This is a genomic window from Pseudomonas sp. OE 28.3, assembly GCF_014268205.2.
GTDB classification, from domain to species: Bacteria; Pseudomonadota; Gammaproteobacteria; order Pseudomonadales; family Pseudomonadaceae; genus Aquipseudomonas; species Aquipseudomonas edaphica.
In genome coordinates, this window is sequence record NZ_CP077082.1 from 1,403,431 (window position 1) to 1,426,510 (window position 23,080).

The 23,080-nt window shown below is 61.1% G+C and carries 22 protein-coding genes; 11 read left to right on the forward strand and 11 right to left on the reverse strand.

The features are described 5' to 3' along the window. Window positions 1–129: 129 nt before the first annotated feature. Window positions 130–933 (reverse strand): transglutaminase family protein, encoded by an 804-nt coding sequence (locus tag HU759_RS06220; protein WP_186616777.1) that lies wholly within the window; start codon window positions 931–933, stop codon window positions 130–132. A gap of 187 nt (window positions 934–1,120) precedes the next feature. On the opposite strand from HU759_RS06220, the gene HU759_RS06225 reads away from it, so the two are divergent. After that, window positions 1,121–2,140: a Glu/Leu/Phe/Val dehydrogenase dimerization domain-containing protein gene (locus tag HU759_RS06225; RefSeq protein WP_017135173.1), complete on the forward strand. Its 1,020-nt coding sequence runs from the start codon at window positions 1,121–1,123 to the stop codon at window positions 2,138–2,140. Between the two features lie 55 nt (window positions 2,141–2,195). Here the strand turns inward: HU759_RS06225 and HU759_RS06230 are convergent, their stop codons facing one another. After that, a complete protein-coding gene (locus HU759_RS06230) occupies window positions 2,196–2,456 on the reverse strand; it encodes a YebG family protein (protein WP_003188807.1) in 261 nt (86 codons plus the stop codon). Window positions 2,457–2,704: 248 nt separating this feature from the next. On the opposite strand from HU759_RS06230, the gene HU759_RS06235 reads away from it, so the two are divergent. Next, window positions 2,705–3,193, forward strand: coding sequence for a phosphate-starvation-inducible PsiE family protein (locus tag HU759_RS06235; protein WP_017135172.1), 489 nt, complete (start codon window positions 2,705–2,707; stop codon window positions 3,191–3,193). On the opposite strand, the gene HU759_RS06240 is transcribed toward HU759_RS06235, so the two are convergent. From HU759_RS06240 to HU759_RS06250, 3 genes are all read right to left on the reverse strand, one after another. Then, on the reverse strand, window positions 3,190–3,507 hold the full coding sequence (locus HU759_RS06240; protein WP_099548463.1) for a DUF3509 domain-containing protein: 318 nt from the start codon (window positions 3,505–3,507) through the stop codon (window positions 3,190–3,192). The two genes, HU759_RS06235 and HU759_RS06240, sit on opposite strands and share 4 nt — an antisense overlap. A gap of 286 nt (window positions 3,508–3,793) precedes the next feature. Beyond that, window positions 3,794–5,098 (reverse strand): serine/threonine transporter, encoded by a 1,305-nt coding sequence (locus HU759_RS06245; protein ID WP_017135170.1) that lies wholly within the window; start codon window positions 5,096–5,098, stop codon window positions 3,794–3,796. A 62-nt stretch (window positions 5,099–5,160) separates the two neighbouring features. Beyond that, on the reverse strand, window positions 5,161–6,537 hold the full coding sequence (locus HU759_RS06250) for an L-serine ammonia-lyase (protein ID WP_186616778.1): 1,377 nt from the start codon (window positions 6,535–6,537) through the stop codon (window positions 5,161–5,163). A gap of 137 nt (window positions 6,538–6,674) precedes the next feature. Between HU759_RS06250 and HU759_RS06255 the strand changes: the two genes are divergently transcribed. Further along, on the forward strand, window positions 6,675–7,622 hold the full coding sequence (locus tag HU759_RS06255; protein ID WP_017135169.1) for a LysR substrate-binding domain-containing protein: 948 nt from the start codon (window positions 6,675–6,677) through the stop codon (window positions 7,620–7,622). 212 nt (window positions 7,623–7,834) lie between these two features. Beyond that, the gene (locus HU759_RS06260) at window positions 7,835–8,245 is read left to right on the forward strand and encodes an HPF/RaiA family ribosome-associated protein (RefSeq protein ID WP_017135168.1); all 411 of its coding nucleotides are present in this window, start codon (window positions 7,835–7,837) and stop codon (window positions 8,243–8,245) included. A gap of 58 nt (window positions 8,246–8,303) precedes the next feature. Here the strand turns inward: HU759_RS06260 and HU759_RS06265 are convergent, their stop codons facing one another. Next, the gene (locus HU759_RS06265) at window positions 8,304–9,815 is read right to left on the reverse strand and encodes an MFS transporter (protein ID WP_186616779.1); all 1,512 of its coding nucleotides are present in this window, start codon (window positions 9,813–9,815) and stop codon (window positions 8,304–8,306) included. A gap of 105 nt (window positions 9,816–9,920) precedes the next feature. Here HU759_RS06265 and HU759_RS06270 point away from each other — a divergent pair, with 105 nt between their 5' ends. After that, window positions 9,921–10,793 carry a LysR family transcriptional regulator gene (locus HU759_RS06270; RefSeq protein ID WP_017135165.1) on the forward strand — a complete coding sequence of 291 codons (873 nt, stop codon included), beginning with the start codon at window positions 9,921–9,923 and terminating at the stop codon, window positions 10,791–10,793. A gap of 324 nt (window positions 10,794–11,117) precedes the next feature. On the opposite strand, the gene fecA is transcribed toward HU759_RS06270, so the two are convergent. The 3 genes from fecA to HU759_RS06285 form a co-directional block, all read right to left on the reverse strand. Further along, window positions 11,118–13,454: a TonB-dependent Fe(3+) dicitrate receptor FecA gene (fecA, locus tag HU759_RS06275; RefSeq protein WP_170036326.1), complete on the reverse strand. Its 2,337-nt coding sequence runs from the start codon at window positions 13,452–13,454 to the stop codon at window positions 11,118–11,120. 93 nt (window positions 13,455–13,547) lie between these two features. After that, on the reverse strand, window positions 13,548–14,489 hold the full coding sequence (locus HU759_RS06280) for a FecR domain-containing protein (protein WP_099548470.1): 942 nt from the start codon (window positions 14,487–14,489) through the stop codon (window positions 13,548–13,550). Further along, window positions 14,486–14,974: a sigma-70 family RNA polymerase sigma factor gene (locus HU759_RS06285; protein WP_099548693.1), complete on the reverse strand. Its 489-nt coding sequence runs from the start codon at window positions 14,972–14,974 to the stop codon at window positions 14,486–14,488. Before HU759_RS06285 ends, HU759_RS06280 begins: the two co-directional genes overlap by 4 nt. 171 nt (window positions 14,975–15,145) lie before the next feature. On the opposite strand from HU759_RS06285, the gene HU759_RS06290 reads away from it, so the two are divergent. The 6 genes from HU759_RS06290 to HU759_RS06315 all read left to right on the forward strand — a co-directional run bounded on the left by HU759_RS06290 (window position 15,146) and on the right by HU759_RS06315 (window position 21,416). Continuing rightward, window positions 15,146–15,448, forward strand: a complete 303-nt coding sequence (locus HU759_RS06290; protein WP_026013535.1) for a DUF3649 domain-containing protein — start codon at window positions 15,146–15,148, stop codon at window positions 15,446–15,448. Then, window positions 15,445–17,013, forward strand: coding sequence for a PepSY-associated TM helix domain-containing protein (locus HU759_RS06295; RefSeq protein ID WP_186616780.1), 1,569 nt, complete (start codon window positions 15,445–15,447; stop codon window positions 17,011–17,013). Before HU759_RS06290 ends, HU759_RS06295 begins: the two co-directional genes overlap by 4 nt. Further along, entirely contained in the window at window positions 17,014–17,340 is a 327-nt protein-coding gene (locus HU759_RS06300) for a DUF3325 domain-containing protein (protein WP_017135159.1), read from the forward strand. A gap of 7 nt (window positions 17,341–17,347) precedes the next feature. Then, window positions 17,348–17,926, forward strand: a complete 579-nt coding sequence (locus HU759_RS06305) for an RNA polymerase sigma factor (protein WP_017135158.1) — start codon at window positions 17,348–17,350, stop codon at window positions 17,924–17,926. Continuing rightward, window positions 17,923–18,900: a FecR family protein gene (locus HU759_RS06310; protein WP_186616781.1), complete on the forward strand. Its 978-nt coding sequence runs from the start codon at window positions 17,923–17,925 to the stop codon at window positions 18,898–18,900. Before HU759_RS06305 ends, HU759_RS06310 begins: the two co-directional genes overlap by 4 nt. Window positions 18,901–19,175: 275 nt before the next feature. Continuing rightward, entirely contained in the window at window positions 19,176–21,416 is a 2,241-nt protein-coding gene (locus tag HU759_RS06315; protein WP_186616782.1) for a TonB-dependent receptor, read from the forward strand. 195 nt (window positions 21,417–21,611) lie between these two features. Here HU759_RS06315 and HU759_RS06320 read toward each other — a convergent pair whose 3' ends face one another. Next, window positions 21,612–21,962, reverse strand: a complete 351-nt coding sequence (locus HU759_RS06320; protein WP_186616783.1) for a glutaredoxin family protein — start codon at window positions 21,960–21,962, stop codon at window positions 21,612–21,614. Then, on the reverse strand, window positions 21,962–22,966 hold the full coding sequence (gene yejK / locus HU759_RS06325; protein WP_003171997.1) for a nucleoid-associated protein YejK: 1,005 nt from the start codon (window positions 22,964–22,966) through the stop codon (window positions 21,962–21,964). Before yejK ends, HU759_RS06320 begins: the two co-directional genes overlap by 1 nt. Window positions 22,967–23,080 lie beyond the last annotated feature (114 nt).

Below are 23,080 nucleotides of genomic sequence, written 5' to 3' on the forward strand. Positions count from 1 at the left end.
AAGCGGCCCCAAAACCTGCCACTGCGGTGTGTCTGGAGAAATGCGGTGACTGTCTTGGGGCTGCTGCGCAGCCCAACGCGGGGCAAGCCCGCTCGCCACAATAAATCCTGATCGCCAAAAATAAGTAGTTCAATGCACCACGGTGTTGGGTGGCAAATGCCCCAGCCGCTCGGTCAGGCGCAGGCGCTGGATCGGGTCTTCGCTGAGCAGCAGTGCGTGCTCGAGGTCAAAGCGCTCGGCGCTCGGGCAGTCCAGGCGCTGGTAAAGGCTGGCCCGCGCCAGGTAATCCGCAGCGCTGGCGTTGCCCAACTCCAGCACGCGCTCGGCATCAATCAGGGCCGACAGCGGGTGGTCATTGGCCAGGTGCAGTTGGCGCAGGTTACGTGACAGCCGTTGCAGTATCGCGCGCGGTTCGGCGGTGAGCAGGTGCTCGGCCTGCAACTTGAGGTTTGGCCCGTACTGGCGGTGCAACAGCTCGCGGCAGTCGTTGGGGTACAGGCGCCGGCCGCCGCAGGGGTCCAAGAGGTGGTCGGCACCGGGCACTCGCAGCAGGAAATGGCCCGGGAAATTAACCCCCACCATGGGGATATCCAGGCGCCGCGCCAGCTCCAGCGCGATCAGGCCCATGGCCAAGGGCTGGCCGCGTTTGCGCTGCAGTACCTTGTCGAGCAGCGCGGCGGTGGGGCGCAGCGGTGTGGAGTCATCCTGGGCAAACCCCAAGTCATTCATGCGCCGCAGCAACGGCTGGCCGAGCTCATCCGCTGGCAGCATGGGCATACCGACGCTGACCTGTTGTTGCAGCAAGGTCAGGTCTTGCAGGATCAGCACGGGTTGCACGCTCGGATCGTGTTCAGCCGCCATCCACAACGCGGCTTCAAACAGCGAAGGCGGTGAGCGGTCCAGGCAGGCGAAAAAGGCTTTGCGGGGATTCATTGCATTCTCCGGCGGATGCCCACGTTTTAGCCTTGCTGTGAATTTTCGTCCAGTAACTTAAGAAATGTCCTGCGTGCTTATGTCGTGATGCCTACGAAACCTGGCGGCTTATTCCAGCGTGATTCAGCAGTTTTCTACCGCAAGCCTATACTGGGGCCTCTACCAGAAGTGATTCGGGAGCCTGACGATGTTTGCGCTTATGCACAGCACCCGCCTTGAATCGCTGCACCTGAGCATCGACCCGGTCACCGGGTTGAAGGCCGTCATCGCCATCCACAACAGCCGCCTCGGCCCTGCCTTGGGCGGTTGCCGTTATCTTGCTTACCCCGACGATGAAAGTGCCGTAGCCGATGCCGCGCGCCTGGCCCAAGGCATGAGCTACAAAGCCGCCCTGGCCGGCTTGCCGGTGGGCGGTGGCACGGCGGTGATTATCCGCCCCGTGCACGTGGAAAGCCGCGCCGCGCTGTTTGAAGCGTTTGGCCGTTGCATTGAAAAACTCGACGGCCGTTTTGTGACCTCGATCGACAGCGGCACCAGCGTTGCCGACATGGACTGCATCGCCCAACACACCCGTTTTGTCACCAGCACCACGGCCGCCGGCGACCCGGCACCGCATGCCGCCATGGGCGTGTTCACCGGCATCCGCACCACTGCCATGGCGCGCCTGGGCAGCGATAACCTCGAAGGTTTGCGCGTCGCGATCCAGGGCCTGGGCAATGTCGGTTATGCCCTGGCCGAACAGCTGCACGCGGCGGGCGCCGAACTGTTGGTCAGCGACATCGATCACGGCAAGGTGCAATTGGCCATGGAGCAGTTGGGCGCACACCCTATCGCCAACGATGCGTTGCTCAGCACACCCTGTGACATCCTGGCGCCGTGCGGTGTGGGCGCGGTGTTCAACCGCCACACGGTCGGCCAATTGCGCTGCGCTGCCGTGGCGGGCTCCGCCAGCGCGCAACTGAGCAACCTGGACATCGCCGACCAGTTAGAGGGGCGCGGCATCCTCTACGCCCCGGACTACGTGATCAACTCCGGCGGCCTGATCTACGTCGCCCTCAAACACGCCGGCACCGAGCTGCCAGGTATCACCGCGCACCTGTCAAATATCGGCACACGCCTCACCGAGATCTTTGCCCACGCCCAGGCCGAAAAACGCTCCCCTGCACGGGTGGCCGATGAACTGGCCGAGCGCCTGCTCTACAAATAATCCAGGCATTAAAAAGGCCCTGAATCAATGATTCAGGGCCTGTTCAATTCGGGCTTTACTCTGCCGCCGGGTTCAGCAACTCGGACAATGCGTCCGGCTGGCTCTTGAACGCCTTGGCAAACACATCGCGATTCTTCGCCATGTAGATCCCGGCTTCCTCCACCTGCTGCTCGCTCAGGGACGGCACGGCTTTTTGCAACACTTCTGCCAGCAACTCAGCGAGTTCAAGCATCTTGTCATGACGATCAGCTTCGGCTTTATCCATGAACAAACGCTCCAGATCTCGGCTGCTGCGGTATACCACTTCGACGGCCATTCACCACCTCACATGCCTTCACGATAGTTGTCTTATGCGACCACTGTATTCATATACAGTAAAAAGGGTAAGCCAAACCACGAGGTTTGGGTAGCAGTTTTTTAATGTAGCCGGTAAATAGGGGTTTGCAGTGCCTCATGTCACCCCGCCATCATCTTATACCTGCCGCTGGCCTTTTTTCTGCATGCAGAACAACCGTCACGTCTAACCCGCAATATCCGGTCGAATCGACCTAAGGAAGCTTCATCGTGAAAATTAACTGGGCCGAAAAGCTGCGTCAGCAAGTCCATGGGCTGGCCGAGTCGCTGGGCAATCTGTTTGTCGAGACGTTCCACTACCTGGCGTTGTTCGCCATTGGTGCGGTGACGGCCTGGGCGGCGGTGATGGAGTTTCTGGGGATGCTGGAGACGGGGCACATCAAGATCGATGATATCTTGCTGCTGTTCATCTACCTGGAATTGGGCGCAATGGTCGGGATTTATTTCAAGACCAACCACATGCCCGTGCGCTTCCTGATCTACGTGGCAATCACCGCGCTGACGCGCCTGCTGATCTCCAACGTGTCGCACCACAACCCGCCGGACATCGGCATCATCTACCTGTGTGGCGGCATTCTGTTGCTGGCGTTCTCGATTCTGGTGGTGCGCTATGCCTCGTCGGCGTTCCCGTCGGTGAAGGTCGAAGGCCCGCGTCGCAAGGGCGAGGCGAGCCTGGAAACCGAGAAAGGCGAGCTTTAAAGCCCGACGCTGAAGGGTAGGGTGCGGGCGGGCGGCGGCTGCAATAATTTGTGGCTGTCGCCATCCGTCATCACCGCCAGAATCTCCATGGCGCTGTGACCCTGCTCGATGGCGATGCCGAACTGAATGCTTTGTACCAGGCGCTTGAGTCGTTGCGGGTCGTTGCGTTGTTCGGCGCTGATCATGCGTTTGGCCACCACGCCCGTCTCGTCCGAGAGGGTGAGCATGATGCTGCCGTCGAGCCGTTGGATGCTCAGGTTGACGCGGTAGGTGGGCGTGAAGGTGTCAGTGATGATCTGAAAAGGATTGTCCATGGTGCGTTACCGCCTGATAAGAACATGCAGTCATTGACGACCGGTGCCTGGTTTAGTTCGCGTTGCCTGACCACCGGCCACTCCGTCGCTGAGGTTTCACAAGGTCCGTTTGCCTCGGTAGCTGTAGAGCAAGGGGCGTGCCGTATAGCGACTTGCCTGACTGCGCCTGACCCCTGTGGGAGCGGGCTTGCCCGCGATTGCGGTGTATCAGCTAAATAATTTCTGACTGACAGACCGTTATCGCGGGCAAGCCCGCTCCCACAGGGGGTGTGGGTTGTGTTCGATTTCAGGGCAAAACCGAAAAAACGATCGCAGACAGCGCAATCAACCCGATCAGCACCACAAACACATTCGACACCTGACCCGAATACTGGCGCAGAGATGGCACGCGGCGGATCGCGTACATTGGCATCAGGAACAACAGGCACGCGATGATCGGCCCGCCCAGGGTTTCGATCATGCCCAGGATGCTCGGGTTGAAGGTCGCCACGGCCCAGCAGGTCAGGACCATGAACAGTGCGGTGCAGCGTTCCAGCCCTTTGGACGACATCGAGCGGTTGCGCCCACGCAGGGATTTGACGATCAAACCCTGGAAGCCTTCGCTGGCGCCGATGTAGTGGCCGAGAAAGGACTTGGTGATGGCCACCAGCGCGATCAACGGCGCGGCGTAAGCAATCACTGGCGTCTGGAAGTGGTTGGCGAGGTACGACAGGATCGAAATGTTCTGCGCCTTGGCGGCCGCCAGGTCAGCCGGCGACAGGGCCAGTACGCAGCTGAAGCAGAAGAACATCACCGTCAGCACCATCATGCCGTGGGCGGTGGCGAGGATGCCGCTGCTTTTGCGTTCGGCTTGTGGGCCGTAGACGCGCTTCTGGTCAACGGCAAAGGCGGAAATGATCGGCGAATGGTTGAAGGAGAACACCATCACCGGGATCGCCAGCCACAGGGTCTTGAAGAACAGCGGCAACGGCATGCCTTCGCTGGCGGAAGCGAAGAACGCGCCGTTCCAGTTGGGGATCAGGCTCACGGCCAGCAACAGCAGGGCGGCGACGAAGGGGTAAACCAGCACGCTCATGGCTTTGACGATCACGCCCTGGCCGCAGCGCACAATGGCCATCAGGCCGAGGATCAACACCAGCGACAGAATCGCCCGAGGCGGCGGGGCCATGTGCAGTTGGTGTTCCATGAAGCTGCTGAGGGTGTTGGTCAGCGCCACGCTGTACACCAGCAGGATCGGGAAAATCGCGAAAAAGTACAGCAGCGTGATCAACTTGCCCGCGCCCACGCCGAAGTGTTCTTCGACCACTTCGGTGATATCACCGGATTTGCCCGACAGCACAAAGCGCGTCAGCCCACGGTGAGCGAAGAAGGTCATGGGGAAGGCAAGCAACGCCAGCACGATCAGCGGCCAGAAACCGCCAACGCCGGCGTTGATCGGCAGGAACAAGGTGCCCGCGCCAATGGCCGTGCCGTAGAGGCCGAGCATCCAGGTGGTGTCGTGTTTGGTCCAGCCGGTGGTTACGGTGTTATCTAAAACGTTATCTACAGCAACAGCAGGGTTTTCAGCGGCAGGTGTACGTACATCAGTCATCGATATTGCCTCGTTATTATTTTTGCGCGGGCTCACGTAGGGGGCGGGTAGAAGTGCTCCGATCAGCACTCCACCCAGCTGACCGCCAGGCCGCCCCGTGAAGTTTCTTTGTATTTGTCATGCATATCGGCGCCGGTATCGCGCATGGTGCGGATTACCCGGTCCAGGGAAATAAAGTGTTTGCCGTCACCGCGCAGGGCCATTTGCGTGGCGTTGATCGCCTTGACCGCCGCGATGGCGTTGCGCTCGATGCACGGCACTTGCACCAGGCCGCCGACCGGGTCGCAGGTCAGGCCGAGGTTGTGTTCCAGGCCGATTTCGGCAGCGTTTTCCAATTGCTCCGGTGTGGCGCCGAGGATGTCGGCCAAGCCGGCAGCGGCCATGGCGCAGGCCGAGCCGACTTCGCCCTGGCAGCCGACTTCGGCACCGGAGATCGAAGCGTTCTTCTTGCAGAGAATGCCCACGGCAGCGGCTGCCAGGAAGAAATTGACCACATCGTCATCCGACGCATCGGCGTTGAACTTCATGTAGTAATGCAGCACGGCCGGGATGATCCCTGCTGCGCCATTGGTCGGCGCGGTGACCATGCGCCCACCGGCGGCGTTTTCTTCGTTGACGGCGAGGGCGAACAGGTTGACCCATTCCATGGCCGACAAGGTGGAAGTGATCACGTTTGGTTTGCCGATTTCCAACAGGCTGCGGTGCAATTTCGCCGCCCGGCGCGGCACGTCCAGGCCGCCTGGCAAGATGCCTTCATCGCGCAGGCCTTGCTCCACGCACTCGCGCATCACCGACCAGATATGCAGCAGGCCACTGCGGATTTCTTCATCGCTGCGCCACGCGCGTTCATTGGCCATCATCAGCTCGGAAACCCGCAGGCCGTGCTTGTTGCACAAGGCCAGCAGTTCGACGGCGCTGGAAAAGTCGTAGGGCAATTCAACATCGCTGGTAGGCGCGATGCCCGAGGCTGCTTCAGCCGCTTCGATGATGAAACCGCCGCCTACCGAATAATAGGTTTGTTCGCTCAGCAGGCCGTTTTCGCCATAGGCGTGCAGGGACATGGCGTTGGGATGGTAGGGCAGGCTCTCGTCGAGCAGCAGGAGGTCGGTGTGCCAGTTGAAGGCAATGTCCTGCGAGCCTGCGAGCAGCAATCGGCCGGATTCGCGCAATTGCTGAATACGCGCATTAATCGAGGTGGGGTCGACCTTGTCTGGCCATTCGCCCATCAGCCCCATCACGGTGGCGCGGTCGGTGGCATGGCCCACGCCAGTGGCGGACAGCGAACCGTACAGGCGCACTTCGATACGTCGCGTTTCACTGAGCAAATGCTGGTCGGTCAGGGCTTGGGCGAAGGTCGCCGCTGCGCGCATCGGGCCGACGGTATGGGAGCTGGACGGGCCGATGCCCACTTTGAATAGATCGAAAACACTGATAGCCATGCTAAAGCCTTACAAGCAATGGAGTAGAAATCGCTGCCATGTTTTGTAGAGCAGGCGGAATTGGCGCGATACTGAGCCTCTGGATCGGCACTGACCAACGAATTATCCTAAGACACCCTTTAGCAGGACTAAACGCTATGACTCGCCCTCTCCATGGCCAGACCTATGTCTGGTTGCACGTGTTTTCTTGCGCCGCGCGGCATTTGTCGTTCACCCGCTGCGCCGAAGAACTGCACATCACGCCGGGGGCGGTGAGCCAGCAAATTCGCCAGTTGGAAGAGCGCCTGGGCTTTCGGCTGTTTCATCGGCGCGCCCGTGGCGTGGAGTTGAGTGCCGAAGGGCAGAGGCTGGCGGCGACGGTGGGCGAGGCTTACGGCAGCATCGATGCGGAGTTGCAGCGGCTGGATGCGGGGATGATCAGCGGTACGTTGCGATTGCGTTCAATCCCGTCGTTTCTCGGCAAATGGCTGACCCCACGTTTGCCGCGTCTGCAGCAGCGCTTCCCGGATATCCAACTGCGCATGGTCGCCGAAGACAGCAGCATCGCCCTGCACGAGGGCGACTTCGACCTGGCCATCGACTTGAACGACGGCAGCTACCCCGGCCTGTTATCCACAGCCCTGCTCGATGAACAGATCTTTCCGGTGTGCGCGCCGAGCCTGCTGCGCGGGAGGCCGCCGCTGCATGGCCCGGCGGACCTGGTGCATTTCCCGCTGTTGCACGACATCACCGCGTGGCGTGGGAGTTATGAATACGCCGAGTGGGAGTTTTACCTGAATGCTATCGGCTACCACGACGCCGACGTGCGGCGCGGCCACACCTTCAACCGCAACCACCTGACCATCGAGGCGGCTATCGCGGGTATGGGCGTGGCGATTGCGCGGCGTACCTTGCTCAACGATGAGCTGGAGCGCGGCACCTTGATCGTGCCCTTTGGCCTGGCCGTGCCCAACCACAAACGTTATGTGCTGCTGTATGCACCGGGCGCGTTGAGCCACCCGGGTGTGCGTGCGGTGCATGACTGGCTGGTAGAGGAAGCAGGGATTTTTCGCGGATTGCACCCGTTGGGAGAGGGGCAATTGTAAGGTTCGCTGAGCGTAAGAAGATGTAACCAACTCCCCACCCTAACAGCGTTTTTGCTCGTCGTCAGGGTTAATTTGTAATGTGGGATTTATCTTTGCAAAGGGGTTGAAATGTTCTTCTGACTGCTCAATTGTGTAATCAAGAGGTCATGGTTTCACCACCCCGGTGTCGCAGTTGTGACCTCTCGCGAGCTAGCTGAAATAAGGGAAGAACTATGCAAATCCAAGTCAATAGCGATAACCATATTGAAAGCAGCATCCGACTGGAGGAGTGGGTACGTACTACCATTGAGAGCACGCTCGAACGTTATGAGGAAGACCTGACCCGCGTTGAGGTCTATCTGAAAGATGAAAACGGCGATAAGCCCGGCCCCCACGATCTGAGTTGCCGTCTGGAAGCACGGCCAAAGGGCCATCAACCACTGTCGGTCCTGCATAAGGCCGATACGCTGGAACAGGCGATCGATGGCGCCGCCACCAAGCTTGAGCATGCGCTGGAACATCTGTACGGCAAACTGCGCGGCAAACCACGCGCCGCAGGGCAGAGCCTGCCTGATACCAAGGCTGACGAGGCCGAGCTGGAAGAGGAATTTCTGGAAAACGAACAGGCTGCGCTTAACAGCTGATAGCTGAGTGTTTTTTCAACCCCAATAAACGGGCCTGCATCTGCAGGCCCGTTTTCGTTTAGCGGCGCTGCTGGAAGAAGTACCGGCTCAAGCCTGCCAATCCGCAAGCACCGAGGCCGGCAAAGAGCATGGCCCAGCCGGCGCCATGGCGCAGCGCGGCCTGGGCTTGCGCAGGTTCCAGTCCTGCTATATCCAGCTTGCCTGCTGCAATGTTCTGGCTGATGGTGGGCCAATCCAACGCCGTGGTGGCAGGCAGCAGGCTGGAAAGGTGATGGCCGATGCCCAGCAACAGCACCAGCCCCATCAAGGCGATGTTCAGCGCCAGCGTGATCAGTCGCGCGCTGAGGTCGATACCCGAGGCCATGCCTGCGCGGTCGGCCGAGACGGCTCCGGTGGTGGTGTTGGTGGTAGGTGAGTTGGTCAGCGCCAGTCCCACGCCTGCTAACACACAGCTCAACAGCACTAAGACGATACTCGGTTGCTGCGCCGCATTGATTGCCGCCATGGCGATAAAACCTGCGCCCATCAAACCCAGGCCCAGCGGGATAATACGTTCGGCGCCGAAGCGCAGGGCCAGGCGTTCAGCCAGCGGCGGCACCAGCAAGGTCGGCAGCGTGTAGGCCAGCAAGGCCGCGCCGGTGGTCAGCGTGTCGTAGCCCAGGCCGGCCTGGAAGTAGAGCGGCAGGTAGATCATGAAGGGCCAGAAACTGAAATTCATGCCGATCGACCCCATCAGCGCGCCGTTGAAGCGCGGGATGCGGAACACCGAAAAATCGAACATCGGGTGCGCGCTGCGTCGCTCAACCACGATGAACAGCAGCAGCCCGACCAGCGACAAACCGGCCCAGCCAAGCATCGCCGGGCTGCCGAAGCCGTTTTCGCTGCCCTGAGTAATGAAATACACCAGGGCGAACACCGACAGCGTCAAGGTCAGCATGCCGGCGATATCCAGCCGATGGCCGGCCGGGTCGCGGGATTCCTGCACACTGATGCGCAGCAGCAGCAAGGTCAGCAGCGTGAGCGGCACATGCACCAGGAACACCCAGCGCCAATCCGCGACTGCCAGAATCAACGCGCCGACCATCGGCCCGAAGCCCAGGCCCACGCCCGCGATCACGCCCCATACCGCGAAGGCCCGCGCGCGTGCCGCCGGTTCGCGGAACTGGTGCGACAGAATGGCGAACTGGCAGATCATCATCGCCCCGGCGCCTATGCCTTGCACGAAACGCGCGGCGATCAGTGTGGAAGCCTCATTGGCCAGCCCGCAGGCCAGCGAAGCCAATCCAAACAGCCACAGGCACAACACCAGCATGCGCCGCCGTCCAAAGCGGTCGGCCAGGGTGCCGGCGGCCATCAAGACGCTGGTGCAGGCCAGGGTGTAGGCGTTCATGATCCATTGCGCATCCTGAAAACCGGTGCCCAACTGCTGTTCCAGGGTTGGCAGGATGACCGGCACGCTGGAGATCTCCAGGCCGAACATCAATGCCACAAGGCACACGGCGGTGAGTGCCAGGCCATCTCTGGCGGTGCGCGGGGCACTGACGGCGGATACGGCGGCGGCGGGCGGCATGGGATATTCCTTTTGCTTGGGGGAGAGCGCTATTCTCGCGGGAGCAGAATTCTTTATTCGTGATAAGTTTTCCTTTGATAAGGGAATTAAGGGCGACAATTAAGCATGGCCACTCCGCGTTTTGATGGTGTTGAGCTCTTTCTGCAAGTCGTCGAGAGCGGCAACCTGACCGAGGCTGCCGAACGACTGAACCTTACGCGTTCGGCCGTGGGTAAAGGCCTGGCGCGCCTCGAAGCGCGCTTGGGCACTCGCCTGTTGCAGCGCTCCACCCGCCGCCAGCGTCTGACTGAGGATGGGCAGGCGTACTACGAACATTGTTTGCGTGCGCTGGCAGAGCTGGAAGCTGCCGAATCGGTGTTGGAGAGCGGCCGGCAACAGCCACGCGGGCGTTTAAGGGCGAGCTTGCCTTTGGCTTTCGGTCATCATTACGCGGCGCCAGCGTTGTGGGGGTTGATGGATCGTTACCCGGCGTTGGAGATCGAGATTTCGTTTTCTGACCGGCTGATCGATCTCGCACAGGAAGGCTTCGACGTGGCCGTGCGCATTGGTCCGCTGCCGGACACTGACCGCCTGAGTGCGCGTCGCCTGGGCGAACAGTCTGTTGGGCTGGCAGCTTCACCGGCCTATTTGCAGCGGGTCGGGCCAATCAACGCTATCGACGACCTCGCCGCCCACCGAGGCATTGCCTACCGTTGCAATACCTCGCAGCGCCCCGGTGTGCCTTCGCTGTTGATGCTCGACGACCTCCAGGCCGTGGCCGATGCCGCGATTGCGGGCGTGGGCCTGGCCTGGTTGCCGAGCTGGTTGATTGCGCATTACGTGCTGCGCGGGCAACTGGAAGCGGTACTGCCAAGCCACCGCGACCAGCCTGCGCCAATCCACGTGATCTGGCCGACGGCCGCACACATGCCAGCCAAGACGCGCTGCGCCATCGACGCCTTGGTGGCCGGCACCCCGAGTTGCCTGGCAGGCAGTTAGAGTCGGCCAATGCAGATCTAAACGACAATGCCGATCCCCTGTGGGAGCTGTCGAGCTTTAGCGAGGCTGCGAAAGCGGTGGGGCAGGCAACTTATGTGTCGCCCGTGCCGCCGCCTTCGCAGCCTCGCCGGGGCTCGACAGCTCCCACATTTGAGCCTTGTCGCTGGCGGGATTTGTGTATGACGCGATGGCCCTACGAACTGAGATCTAACCAACACAGCCGATCCCCTGTGGGAGCTGTCGAGCTTTAGCGAGGCTGCGAAAGCGGTGGGTCAGGCAGCTTATGTTTCGCCAGTGCCGCCGCCTTCTCAGCCTCGCCGGTACCTAAAACGCGATGGAGGTCTGCACGTACACCGTGCGAGGCTCGCCTACATATTTGCCTTTGTTGTTGTCGTCGAACGAGCGCGTGAAGTACTGCTTGTTGAAGATGTTTTTCACTCCGACCGCCACGTTCAAGTCCGACAGTTGCGGGCCGAAGTCATACGCTGCGCGGCTGCTGAACAGCATGTAGCCGGGGATACGCCCGTTGGCGCCGTCGGCAGTTTCGGCCTGGGTGTTGGCGTTGTCGGCGAACTGGCTGCTCTGGTAGCTGCTGTCGACATTGAGCTTCCAGCGGCCTTCGGTGTAACCCACGCCCAGCGTGCCTTTGTGCTTGGACGAGAAGGGCACGCGGTTGCCTTTGTTCGGGCCGTCTTCGCGGATGGTCGCGTCCACATAGGCGTAGGTGGCGTACACGTCAAAGCCCGCGAGCGCCGGGCTCAAGCCGTCGAGGGCGTAGTTGATGCTCGACTCGATGCCCTGGTGGCGCGTTTCGCCACGGGCGATCACGGTGTCGTTGGTCTGGTTGCTGTCGTACTGGTTGTCGAAGTTGATCAGGAACGCGCCGATCTCCGCACGCAGGCTGCCGTTGTCGTAGCGCGTGCCGAGTTCCCAGGTGCGGGCTTTTTCCGGTTTTACTTCGCCGCTGCTCACGCGGTTGGGCATCTGGCTGTATTGCACGCTGCCGAACGAACCTTCGGTGTTGGCGTAGAGGTTCCAGTCTTCGGTGAGGTGATAGAGCACGTTCAACGCCGGCAGCGCGGTGTTGTAGTCGCCTTTGTATTTGACGTTGCTCAGGTTGTTGGTCTGCTGGGATTCGATCATCTCGTAGCGCACGCCCGGCGTGATGGTCCACTTGCCGATATCAATGCGGTCGTCGATGAAGAACGCGTTGGCTTCGGTGGCGCCACGGGTGTCGCGGTCGTTGCGGCTGTTGGTGTTGGGCAGTTGCTGGTTGGCGCTGATCGGCGTGCGGTAGCGCATCTCATGGCCGGCCTCGCTGATGTAGCGGTAGCCAACGCCCACTTCATGGCTGGTAGGGCCAAGATCGAAGCCTTGGGCGAAGCGCGTTTCCAGGCCACGTACCCAGTATTCGCGCGGGGACAACGAGAGGAAGTTGCCCTGGTCCAGGTAGCCATTACGCAACGTGGTGGTGAAGAAAGTGTTGGCAGTGAATTCGCGGCGGTCTTCCTGGTAACGGTAGCCAGCGTTGAACATCGTGCGGCGGCCCCAGAACTTGTCGTAAGGGCGGGTGGATTGGTACGGGTCAGCCTTGTAGTCCTTGACGTTCAAGCCGCCGGGCATATCGGCCTGGCCTTCGTAGTACTGCGCCATGGCGTTGAAGCTGTTGGCGTCGTCCAGCTGGTATTTGCCCTTGAGGATCAGGTCGTCGATGCGTGTGTTGCTGTTTTCGCGCCAGTCGCCGCCACGCGTGCCGGAGTACAGGATCGCACCACCCAAACCGTTATCGGCAGTGCCGCCAGCCAGCAGGTTACCGGTGGTCTTGAAGCCGTCATGGCTGGAGGACGGGCTGGTCTCGGTCTGCAAACCGCCTTTGACGGTCGGCGTATCCGGGATTGCACGGGTCACGAAGTTGACGATGCCGCCGACGTTCTGCGGGCCGTAGCGCACGGCACCGCCACCGCGAACCACGTCTACGGCGTCCATGTTGCCCATGCTGATCGGCGCGAAGGACAACTGCGGCTGGCCATAGGGCGCGAACGGCACCGGAATGCCGTCCATCAACACGGTGGAGCGCGAGGCCAGGCGCGGGTTGAGGCCACGAATGCCGAAGTTCAGCGCCATGTCATGGCTGCCGGTGCCGTTGTTTTCCGGGGCGTTGACGCCGGGGATGCGGTTGAGCACATCGCGGGCCTGGGTGGCGCCTTGGCGTTCGAATTCTTCACGGCGGATCACGTCACGGGCGCCGGGGTGCTCGAACACATTGGTTTGCGCGGCGTCACCCAGCCAGTCGCCGACCACGCTGGAGGTTTGCAGCTCCACGGTCGCAGGCGCACTGGCCGGTTGCAGGCTATAGGCCTTGTCGCCCTCGGCGCGGGCTTGCAGGCCGGTGCCTTCCAGCAGTTTTTGCAGGCCTTCGTCGGCGCTGTAATTGCCCGACAAACCACGGCTCTGCAGGCCGGCCGTGACTTGCGAACCGAACGAAATCAACACGCCAGCTTCGCGACCAAATTGATTCAGCGCGGCTTCCAGCGAGGCCGGTGCGATGTGATACGGCTTGGCCTCGGCCGCCACCACCTGAGGCAGTACGGTAAAACTGAGGCTGGCGCCCAGTAACAGTTGGCGCAAGGTGCGGGCGAGAGGGGTCGGCTGCTGGGGCATGACGTGCGGTCCTGAGAAGGAAGGATCAAGGGGGCTTTCCTTCTCTGTCACGCGAGGTGTGGAAAACGGCTCACTGTTCTTGAAAATAATTTTTCAGGCGCGGGCCTGAACGGTTACCCAGTAGCGCGTAAAGCGCCGCACCTTGACCGGCAGGCTGACTTCCAGCAGGTCGAGAATGCGTTCGCTGTCGGCCAATGGATAACTGCCGGACAACAGCAGGTTGGCCACTTGCGGGTCGCAGTTGAGCTGGCCCCGGCGATAACGGCCAAGCTCTGCGAGGAAATCGTCCAGGCGCATATGCGCCGCCACCAGCATGCCGTCGGCCCAGGCGCCGCTGTTGGCGTCGTTCGGGCGCGGCGTGTCCCAGCCTTTGCGGGTGAAATTGACCTGGCGCGCGGCCTCGACGGTCAACGGCAAACCGCTGTAGCTGTTGGGCATCACGTCGACATGGCCGTCAAACACCGCCAGTTGAGTATGGTCGTTGAACTGGCGCACATTCAGCCGGGCCGCCTGGCTGCTGAGCAAACCCTGGCCGGTGAGTACGCGCAGCGGCGTATCACCTGCGCGCGCCGTCAGCAATATCTCGCCTTCAAGCACGCGGATCAGGCGCTGCTGCCGATCAAAATGCACATCCACTGCACTGCCGGTATTGAGCTGCAACTGGCTGCCATCGGCCAGCTGCACCTTGCGACGCTCGCCGATAGGGCTGCGGTAGTCGGCGCTCAGCGGCGGCAAAATATGCTGCTGGCGCAAGCCCCAAGCGGCGGCTGAACCCGCGCCGAGAATCAGCAACAGCTTCAGGGCCTGGCGTCGGCTACTCGATTGCGGCGCGTTCAGCGCTGCGTGAGCGAGAGGCGAGGGCATGCCACGCAGGCGCTGGTTGACGCGTTGGATATGGTCCCATGCGCGCTGATGTTCACTGTGGGCATTCAGCCAGTGCTGCCACGCCGCTTGCTGGCGCGGGTTAAGCGCACCTTGCTGCATTTTCATCAGCCAGTGCACAGCCTGTTCCGCAACCTGGGTAGAAAAGTTCATAGGGCGAAGTAGCAGCGCATCGCTGCCTTATTCAGATGGCGTTTGACCGTGGCAATGGAGATGCCCAGTTCGGCGCCGATTTGCGCGTAGGTCAGGCCGTCGAGCTGGGCCAGCAGAAAGGCGCGCTTGACCTGCACGGGCAGGCCGTCGAGCAGTTGGTCCAGCTCCACCAGCGTTTGCAGGATGATGGCGCGGTCTTCTTCCGAGGGCGCCACGTGTTCGGGCATCTGCGCGAGGGCATCGAGGTAGGCGCGCTCCAGGTCCTGGCGGCGGTAGAAGTTGAACAGCACACGTTTGGCCACGGTGGTGAGGAAGGCGCGTGGCTCGATCAGCGTGGGGGCTTCGCGGGCCGTGAGCACGCGGATGAAGGTGTCTTGCGCCAGGTCCGCCGCGCTTTGCGGGCAGCCGAGTTTGCGTCGCAACCAGCCGGTAAGCCAGAGGTGATGGTCGTGGTACAGGACTTCGACGGTGTTGGACGGCTGCAACGCGTTCACTCCGAAAGTATCTATGCACTTTAGAGAACAAGAATTGTTCGCATTGTAATGGGCGTGATACGCGTTCGGCAATCCATGCGGGCAGGTGATTCATCCGTTCTCTTTTGCTTATGAGAATATTTATCATTAATATTGCGCGCTGATGAATCTGGCGTCTCCCCGATGAAAAGCAAACCCTCACTGGCCGTCTCTTACCGCCTCGCCGTCACCTCGCGTGCATTGGCCGCTGTGGTCGGCGGCTATCTGATGGCGTCGCTGGCGGCCGTGTGTATGGCGCTGTGGATGCCCACCTCGCGCGCCGACGCGGTGATCACCGGGATGATGAGTTCGTTTGTGTTCTATCTGCTGGCCGTCATCTGGTGCTTCGCCTGCCGCACAGCCTCGCGCGCCTGGTTTGGCGTGATGCTGCCGAGCGCGTTATTTGCCACCCTGGCGGGCGTGGGTTTTTGGATGGCACGCACATGAAAGAGGGCTTTCGCCAGGCGATGGCCTGGTTGCACACCTGGGCCGGCCTGATCTTCGGCTGGCTGCTGTTTGCGATTTTTCTGACCGGCACCCTGGCCTATTTCAAAGACGAAATTACCCACTGGATGCAGCCCGAAGTGCAGGCCCATCCGCTGGACGCGGCGCGCAGCCTCGCCGCCGCGCAAACCTATCTGCAGCAGCAGGCGCCCAACGCCGCGCGCTGGTTTATCACCCTGCCCAACAGCCGTGACCCTGGCCTGTCGGTGATGTGGCAAGACAAGATCGACCCCGGCAAACGCGGCAACTTCATCCAGAAAGTCCTCGACCCTGTCAGCGCTCAACCGGTCCAGGCTCGCGAAAGCATGGGCGGCGATTTCTTCTACCGCTTCCACTTCCAGCTGCAAATGCCTTACCCATGGGGCCGCTGGCTGTCGACGATCGCCGCGATGGTGATGTTCGTCGCGCTGATCACCGGGATCATCACCCACAAGAAAATCTTCAAGGACTTCTTCACCTTCCGCCCGCGCAAGGGCCAGCGTTCGTGGCTCGACGGGCATAACGCAGTGGGCGTGCTGGTGCTGCCGTTTCACTTGATGATCACCTACAGCAGCCTGGTGATCTTCATGAACATGGTGATGCCGGCGCCGATCCTGGCCTCGTATGGCAACGACAGCCGCGCGTTCTTTAACGAAGTGTTCCCCAATACCAACAATGCGCCGGCGCTCGGCCAACCGGGCAAGTTGCTGCCGTTATGGCCGATGTACGAGCAGGCGCGCACGCAATGGGCCGGTGGGCATGTGGGCCGTTTGGTGGTCAACAACCCTGGCGATGTGAACGCGTCGGTCAATGTGGTGCGGGCCGGCTCCGACCGTGTGGTGCATGATTTTGGCAGTAGCGTGTCATTCAACGGCAGCACCGGCGAGTTGCTGCGGGTCAGTGGCGAGCAATCGCTGCCGGCGGCGATTGGCGGCAGTTTCTATGGCCTGCACATGGGCCATTTCGCTGGCCCGGTGCTGCGCTGGCTGTACTTTATCTGTGGCCTGGCGGGCACGGCGATGATCGGCACCGGCCTGGTGATCTGGTTGGGCAAGCGCCAGCTCAGGCACGCTAAAACCGGGGCGATGCCGTTTGAACTGCGGCTGGTGGAAGTGCTCAACATCGCCAGCATGTCTGGCTTGATGATCGCCATCGCGGCGTTTTTCTGGGCCAACCGCCTGTTGCCGGTCAGCTTCGCCGAGCGTTCCGATTGGGAAATACAAACCTTCTTTATCGCCTGGGGCCTGAGCCTGCTGCACGCCGTATTGCGCCGTGGTCGCCAGGCTTGGGTCGAGCAACTGAGCTTCGCTGCGCTGCTGTTTGTGGCGATCCCTCTGCTCAACGCACTGACCACCTCGCAGCACTTGGGTACGTCATTGGCCAAGGGTGACTGGGCCATGGCCGGCTTCGACCTGACCTGCCTGGCCAGTGGCCTGTTCCTCACCTGGGCGGCGTGGAAGATGCAACACCGCACGCAACCCAAGGCCGAACGTGTGCGGGCAATGACGCTCAAGCAGGAGGCGCACTGAATGCTGCTCGCCCTGTTGATGTGCTACGCCGGGTTTACCGCGTTGTGCCTGGCCACCGACCGCCATCACGGCGAGTTGCTGCACAGCAAGCCGTCGCCCGCGCGGCGCTCAAGCCTGCGCATGGCCGGTTGGTTGTTGCTGGGCGTGTCGATCTGGCCCGCCGTTGCCGCTTCAGGTTGGGCCCAAGGGTTGGTGGAGTGGTGCGCGGTGTTGATGCTCAGCGCGCTGCTGCTGGTGTTGCTGTTGCCGTATCGACCAAGGCTGGTCCTGATCCTGGCGGGCGCCGGCCTGCTGGTCAGCCCTGTGGCGGCCTTCGCCTTATGCTGAGCCAGTGATGATGATCAGCACGCCACCCGAATCCCAGGACAGCCCGCACACCGATGCGGCCGGTGGACGTGCGCATTTTTTGCAGGTGTTTTTGTCCCAGCGTTCGCAAATGGAAGCCTTGGTCAGTCGCCGGGTGGGGTGCCGCGCCACGGCGGCTGATTTGGTACAGGATTTATTCCTGCGCTTCTGGCGCCGCCCGTTGGTGCAGGTCGAAGAACTCAGCACTTACTTGCTGCGCTGCGCCGGCAACATTGCCATCGACCATTTGCGCAGCGAAGGCGCCCGCGTACGCAGCAGCGAAGGCTGGCTGCCGGAGCAACAGGACAATCAGGGCTGCGAACCCCAGGCGGCACTCGAAGCGGGCAATGATCTGCGCCATGTCGAAGCCGCCTTGCGCAGCCTGCCGGAGCGCACGCGGCAGATTTTTTTGCTCAACCGCATTCATGGCCGCAAGTACGCCGAAATCGCCAAGGCCATGGGGTTGTCCCAAAGCGCTGTGGAAAAACATATGATGCGTGCCCTTGAAGCCTGCAAGGCCAGCCTTCGCGAACCATCGCCCCCACGCACGCCAGGGAAAGCACCGTGAACGTCACCCCCACGCCCGCCCAGGAGCAGGCCGCACTCGACTGGCTGAGCCTGTTACACGACCAGCCCAGCAGTGGCGACCAGGCCACCTTCAGCCGCTGGTTGCGGGCCGATCCTGCCCACGTCGAGGCTTATTCCCAGGCCCAGGTGCTGTGGGAGTTAAGCGAAGTACCGGCGCGCACACTGGCGGGCGAAGACGCCCTGGCCTTGCAGGGTTACCTCAACGCGATGAACACCTCGAAACGTTCGCGCGGCGTTCGCTGGTCCGGCGCCTTGGCCATGGCCGCGTGCCTGCTGGTGATGGTGTCGATGGGCGCCGGGTGGCAGCCGTCGCGTTGGGTTGATGACTTCGGCGCCGATTACGTGACCGCACCGGGGGAAGTGAAGACCGTGACCCTGGCCGACCAGTCCCAAGTGACCCTGGATGCCGACAGCGCCATCGCCGTGGATTTCAGCCACGGTGAGCGGCATATCCAGCTGCGTCGCGGTGCCGGTTTTTTTAGCGTGACCCACACCGGCCAGTCCTTTGTGGTCGAGGCCGGCAGCGGCGAAGCACGGGTGTTGGGCACACAGTTCGAAGTGCGCCTGCAACCGGCGGGCGCGCAAGTGACGGTGTTGTCCGGTCGGGTTGGCGTGACGCCATCCTGGCAAGGCCAACAGCAAATTCTGACCGCAGGCCAGCAAGTGGCTTACGCCGACGGTGTGGCCGAATCGATGCACGCGGTCGACAGTGAATCCCGCCTGGCCTGGCGTGACGGTTGGCTCAATTACTACAAAGCGCCGTTGGCTGACGTGGTCAAGGACCTGAGTCGTTACTATCCGGGGCGCATTCTGTTGCTGAACGACGAGATGGGCGCCAAGCGTGTCAGTGGCAGTTTTCCGAGCAAGGACCCAGTGGCGGTTTTAAATGCCCTGCAGGCGGTGCTGGGTTTTGAACAGCACACACTATTAGGCCGAATGATTGTGTTGCGTTAGACACGAACGGTTTGCTGGCCACCTTCTTTTACAACTGTTTCCCTCGCGATCATTTCCTGCCGGCAGTTACCGGCCAAGTATCACGCTGCCTGTAGATCCTTCACTTAACCTTCATCGCAATTGCCAAAACCTGTCACCAAACCGTTACACGCGCCAAGGATGATCCTCGGATTCCTGAGCAGATGGTCAGGAAGGCTGGCGTCGCCGTTCACCCGGTTCTGACAGCCAGTACCGCCCTCCATAACAACAGATAGATGCACGTAAGGGATCTACTTGTGAAGATCAACACACTCTCTGCCCTGCTGTTTGCATCGGGCCTAGGTAGCTTTGCGCCATTGGTTTTGGCAGACACCACGCAGGACGTTGGCTCGGTGGACATCGCTGGCAAACAGACCCTGGGCAACGGCCATATGATCCGCGAAGAAAGTGCCAAGGCGCGGTCGACGGTGACCAAGGAAGCCATGGACCAGATGTCGTCGACTGCCAACGCCATCGACAAGCTCAAATACACGCCGGGCATCAACGTTTCCAGTGATGACGCCAGTGGCACCAGCGGCACCAACTTCACCATGCGCGGCATGAACTCCGACCAGATCGGGGTTTCCGTCGACGGTGTGCCGATCAACGATTCGGGCAACTACAGCGTCTACTCCAACCAATTGGGCGACCCGGAAAACCTTGCGGAAGTATTCGCGACACAGGGATCTTCGGAAGCTGACGGCCCGCACATCGGTTCCAGCGGCGGCAACATCGGCATGATCACCATCCGTCCGACCAAAGAAGCCGGTTTGTTTGCCAAGCAGATCGTCGGTGCCAATGACTTGCGCAAGACCTTCGTGCGGGTCAATACCGGTGATTTCGGCGGCCTCAAGACCTGGGTGTCGGCGTCGCACCTGGAAGGCGACAAGTGGCGTGGCAAAGGCACCCTGCGCAGCGACAAGGTCGAGTGGAGCAGCCTGTTCGAAGACGGCAGCGGCAACTCCACACTGGCCACGATCAAGTACAACAACCAGGAAAACTACAACTACAACTCCTTGAGCAAGTCGCAGTTCGACACGGATGGGCGGCGCAAGGACTACTCGGAAACCCCGGTGTACAAATCCGGTTTGCTGTCGTCTTCCTACAAGCTCAATCGCAACCCCTTCGAAAGCGTCAACGCCACGCTCACCCAGCGCTGGCAGTTGCAGGACAACCTGGCGCTGACGGTCACGCCCTATTACTACTGGGCCAACGGTGGCAGTTTCAGCGGCCAGACCGCATCGAACCTGGGGCCGAAGTCCGACAAGGCTGGCAACTACGACCTGAGCAATCTCAAATCGCTCAACTACTACCGCCCTTCGTGGACCGAAACCTGGCGCCCAGGCGTTACCGCCAAAATGAAATGGGACATCAACGAAGAACACAGCCTGGACTACGGCTACTGGTATGAGCGCGCACGCCAGCGCCAGAGCCAGCCGTTTATCGGCATCAACGGCGAAGGCGCACCCGATGACGTGTGGGGCGACTACAACGGCGGCGGCCAAGTAGTCGACAAGAACGGTGCGACGGTACAAGGCCGTCATTACTACACCGTCACGCCGGCGCAGAAGCTCTGGGTGCAGGACAGCTGGCAAGCCACGCCAGACCTGAGTTTTGTCGGCGGCGTGGCCTATCAGTACGTCGAGCGTGACGGCAACAACCTGGGCAGCCTCTACGACAAACCGGAAAAGCGTAACACCCGTTACCACCAGTTCCTGCCGAACTTCAGCGCCAAGTACCAGATCGACGAGAGCAACCAGGCGTTCTACAACGTCACCCGCAACATGCGCACACCGCCGAACTACGTGCTGTACAACAAAGGCGATTCGGTAAGCCTCAAGCCTGAGTTGAGCTGGAACCAGGAACTGGGCTGGCGCTTCACCGAAGACGATGTGGCGCTGAGCGCGACGCTGTTCTACATCAGCTTCAAGGACCGCCAGTTGTCGACCACCGACCTCAACGGCGACTACGCCGTAATCAACGTCGGCAAAGTCGACAACAAAGGCCTGGAGCTGGAGTGGAGCGGGCTGTTGCCGCATCACTTCAACTACTACGCGTCCTACACCTACACCCAGTCTGAACAGAAAGACAATCTGCTCAGCAAGAACGTGTTGTTGCCCACCGCCGGCAAGCAGCTGGCCAACGTGCCGGAAAACATGTTCAACCTGGTGTTTGGCTACGACGACTCGCGCTTCTACGGCAACGTTGCCGGCAAATACGTCGGCAGTTTCTACGGCGATTTGACCAACGACGAAAAAATCTCCGGGCGTACCGTGGTCGACCTCAACGCGGGTATCTATTTGCCGGTGGACAAGAAAGTCATCAAATCCGCGACCCTGCGGCTGTCGATGCTTAACGTCTTCGACAAGGAATACCTGAGCTCGGCGCGTACCGTGTCGTTTAACTCGGCGCCGGTAAACGGCCTGGCGCCAAGTACGGCGTATTACAACGTCGGTGAAGAGCGCACGGCGATGGTGTCGCTGGAAGCCAACTTCTAAAGACGCTGCAGAACTGAATGTGGGAGCTCGCTTATGTGGGAGCTGGTTTTTTGTGGGAGCTGGCTTGCCTGCGATGCAGGCAACTCGGTCTGTCGGTTACTGCGCGCTGATGCTATCGCAGGCAAGCCAGCTCCCACAAAAGCCAGCTCTCCTACAAACCAGGTCCCACACAAGCGGGATGCTGCAACGGTGGGGTTACTTCAAGGCGGCCATGATCGCTTCCGGGTTGTAGTCGCGAATGAGCGTGCCATTCACCTCCACAAACGGAATCCCGCCGCCGCCCAGCGCCTCATACGCCTTGCGCGCCTGGGCATCCTTCTCGATATCGAACGCCTGGTACGGCACCCCTTTCTGGTCCAGAAAGCGCCGGATCTGCTTGCAGTAGCCGCACCACTCGGTGGCGTAGAGCACCACGCGCGCCGAGGCGCGTACCTGCTCCGAAACCACCTGTGAGGGGTTGAACAGCCGCTCGATCTTGCCCCAGTTCTGGATGACTACCACCACCAGCAACACCAACAGGACTTTCTTGAGCACCCCGCCGAACATCAGTTGCGGCGCTTGAGCTGGTCGGTCAGTTGGGTCGGCAGGCCCTTGATGATCAAGGTGCCGGCGGCTTCGTCGTATTCGATCTTGTCACCCAGCAGGTGCGCCTCAAAGCTGATGGACAAGCCTTCGGCGCGGCCGGTGAAGCGGCGGAACTGGTTGAGCGTGCGCTTGTCGGCCGGAATTTCCGGCGACAGGCCGTAGTCCTTGTTGCGGATATGGTCGTAGAACGCTTTTGGCCGATCTTCATCGATCAAGCCCGACAGCTCTTCCAGGCCCATCGGCTCGCCGAGCTTGGCCTGGCTGCTGGCGTAGTCCACCAGGGTTTTGGTCTTTTCGCGGGCGGATTCGTCCGGCAGGTCTTCGCTTTCAACAAAGTCGCTGAAGGCCTTGAGCAGGGTGCGGGTCTCGCCCGGGCCGTCGACGCCCTCCTGGCAGCCGATAAAGTCGCGGAAGTACTCCGAAACCTTTTTGCCGTTCTTGCCTTTGATAAACGAAATGTACTGTTTGGACTGCTTGTTGTTCTGCCACTCGGAGACGTTGATGCGCGCCGCCAGGTGCAGCTGGCCCAAGTCCAGGTGGCGCGACGGGGTCACGTCGAGCTCATCGGTCACCGCCACGCCTTCACTGTGGTGCAGCAGGGCGATGGCCAGGTAGTCGGTCATGCCTTGTTGATAGTGGGCAAACAGCACGTGGCCGCCGGTGGAGAGGTTGGACTCCTCCATCAGCTTTTGCAGGTGCTCGACCGCCGTGCGGCTGAAGGTGGTGAAATCCTGACCACCGTCGAAATATTCCTTCAACCAGCCGCTGAACGGGTGCGCGCCGGACTCGGCATGGAAGAAACCCCAGGCCTTGCCTTGTTTGGCGTTGTAGCTCTCGTTGAGGTCGGCCAGCATGTTCTCAATGGCGGCCGATTCGGACAGCTCCGAATCGCGGGCATGCAGAACTGCAGGTGTGCCGTCGGGTTTTTTGTCGATCAGGTGAACAATGCAATGACGGATCGGCATAGGCTTCTCGGCTGGTTGAAGGGGAGCGGTGGGCCTCCCCAAAAAGTCGCCCAGTGTACCGCACCCGTTGGCCAAGACGCGCCTGCAAGGCGGTTTTGGACAACCTCCGACGGC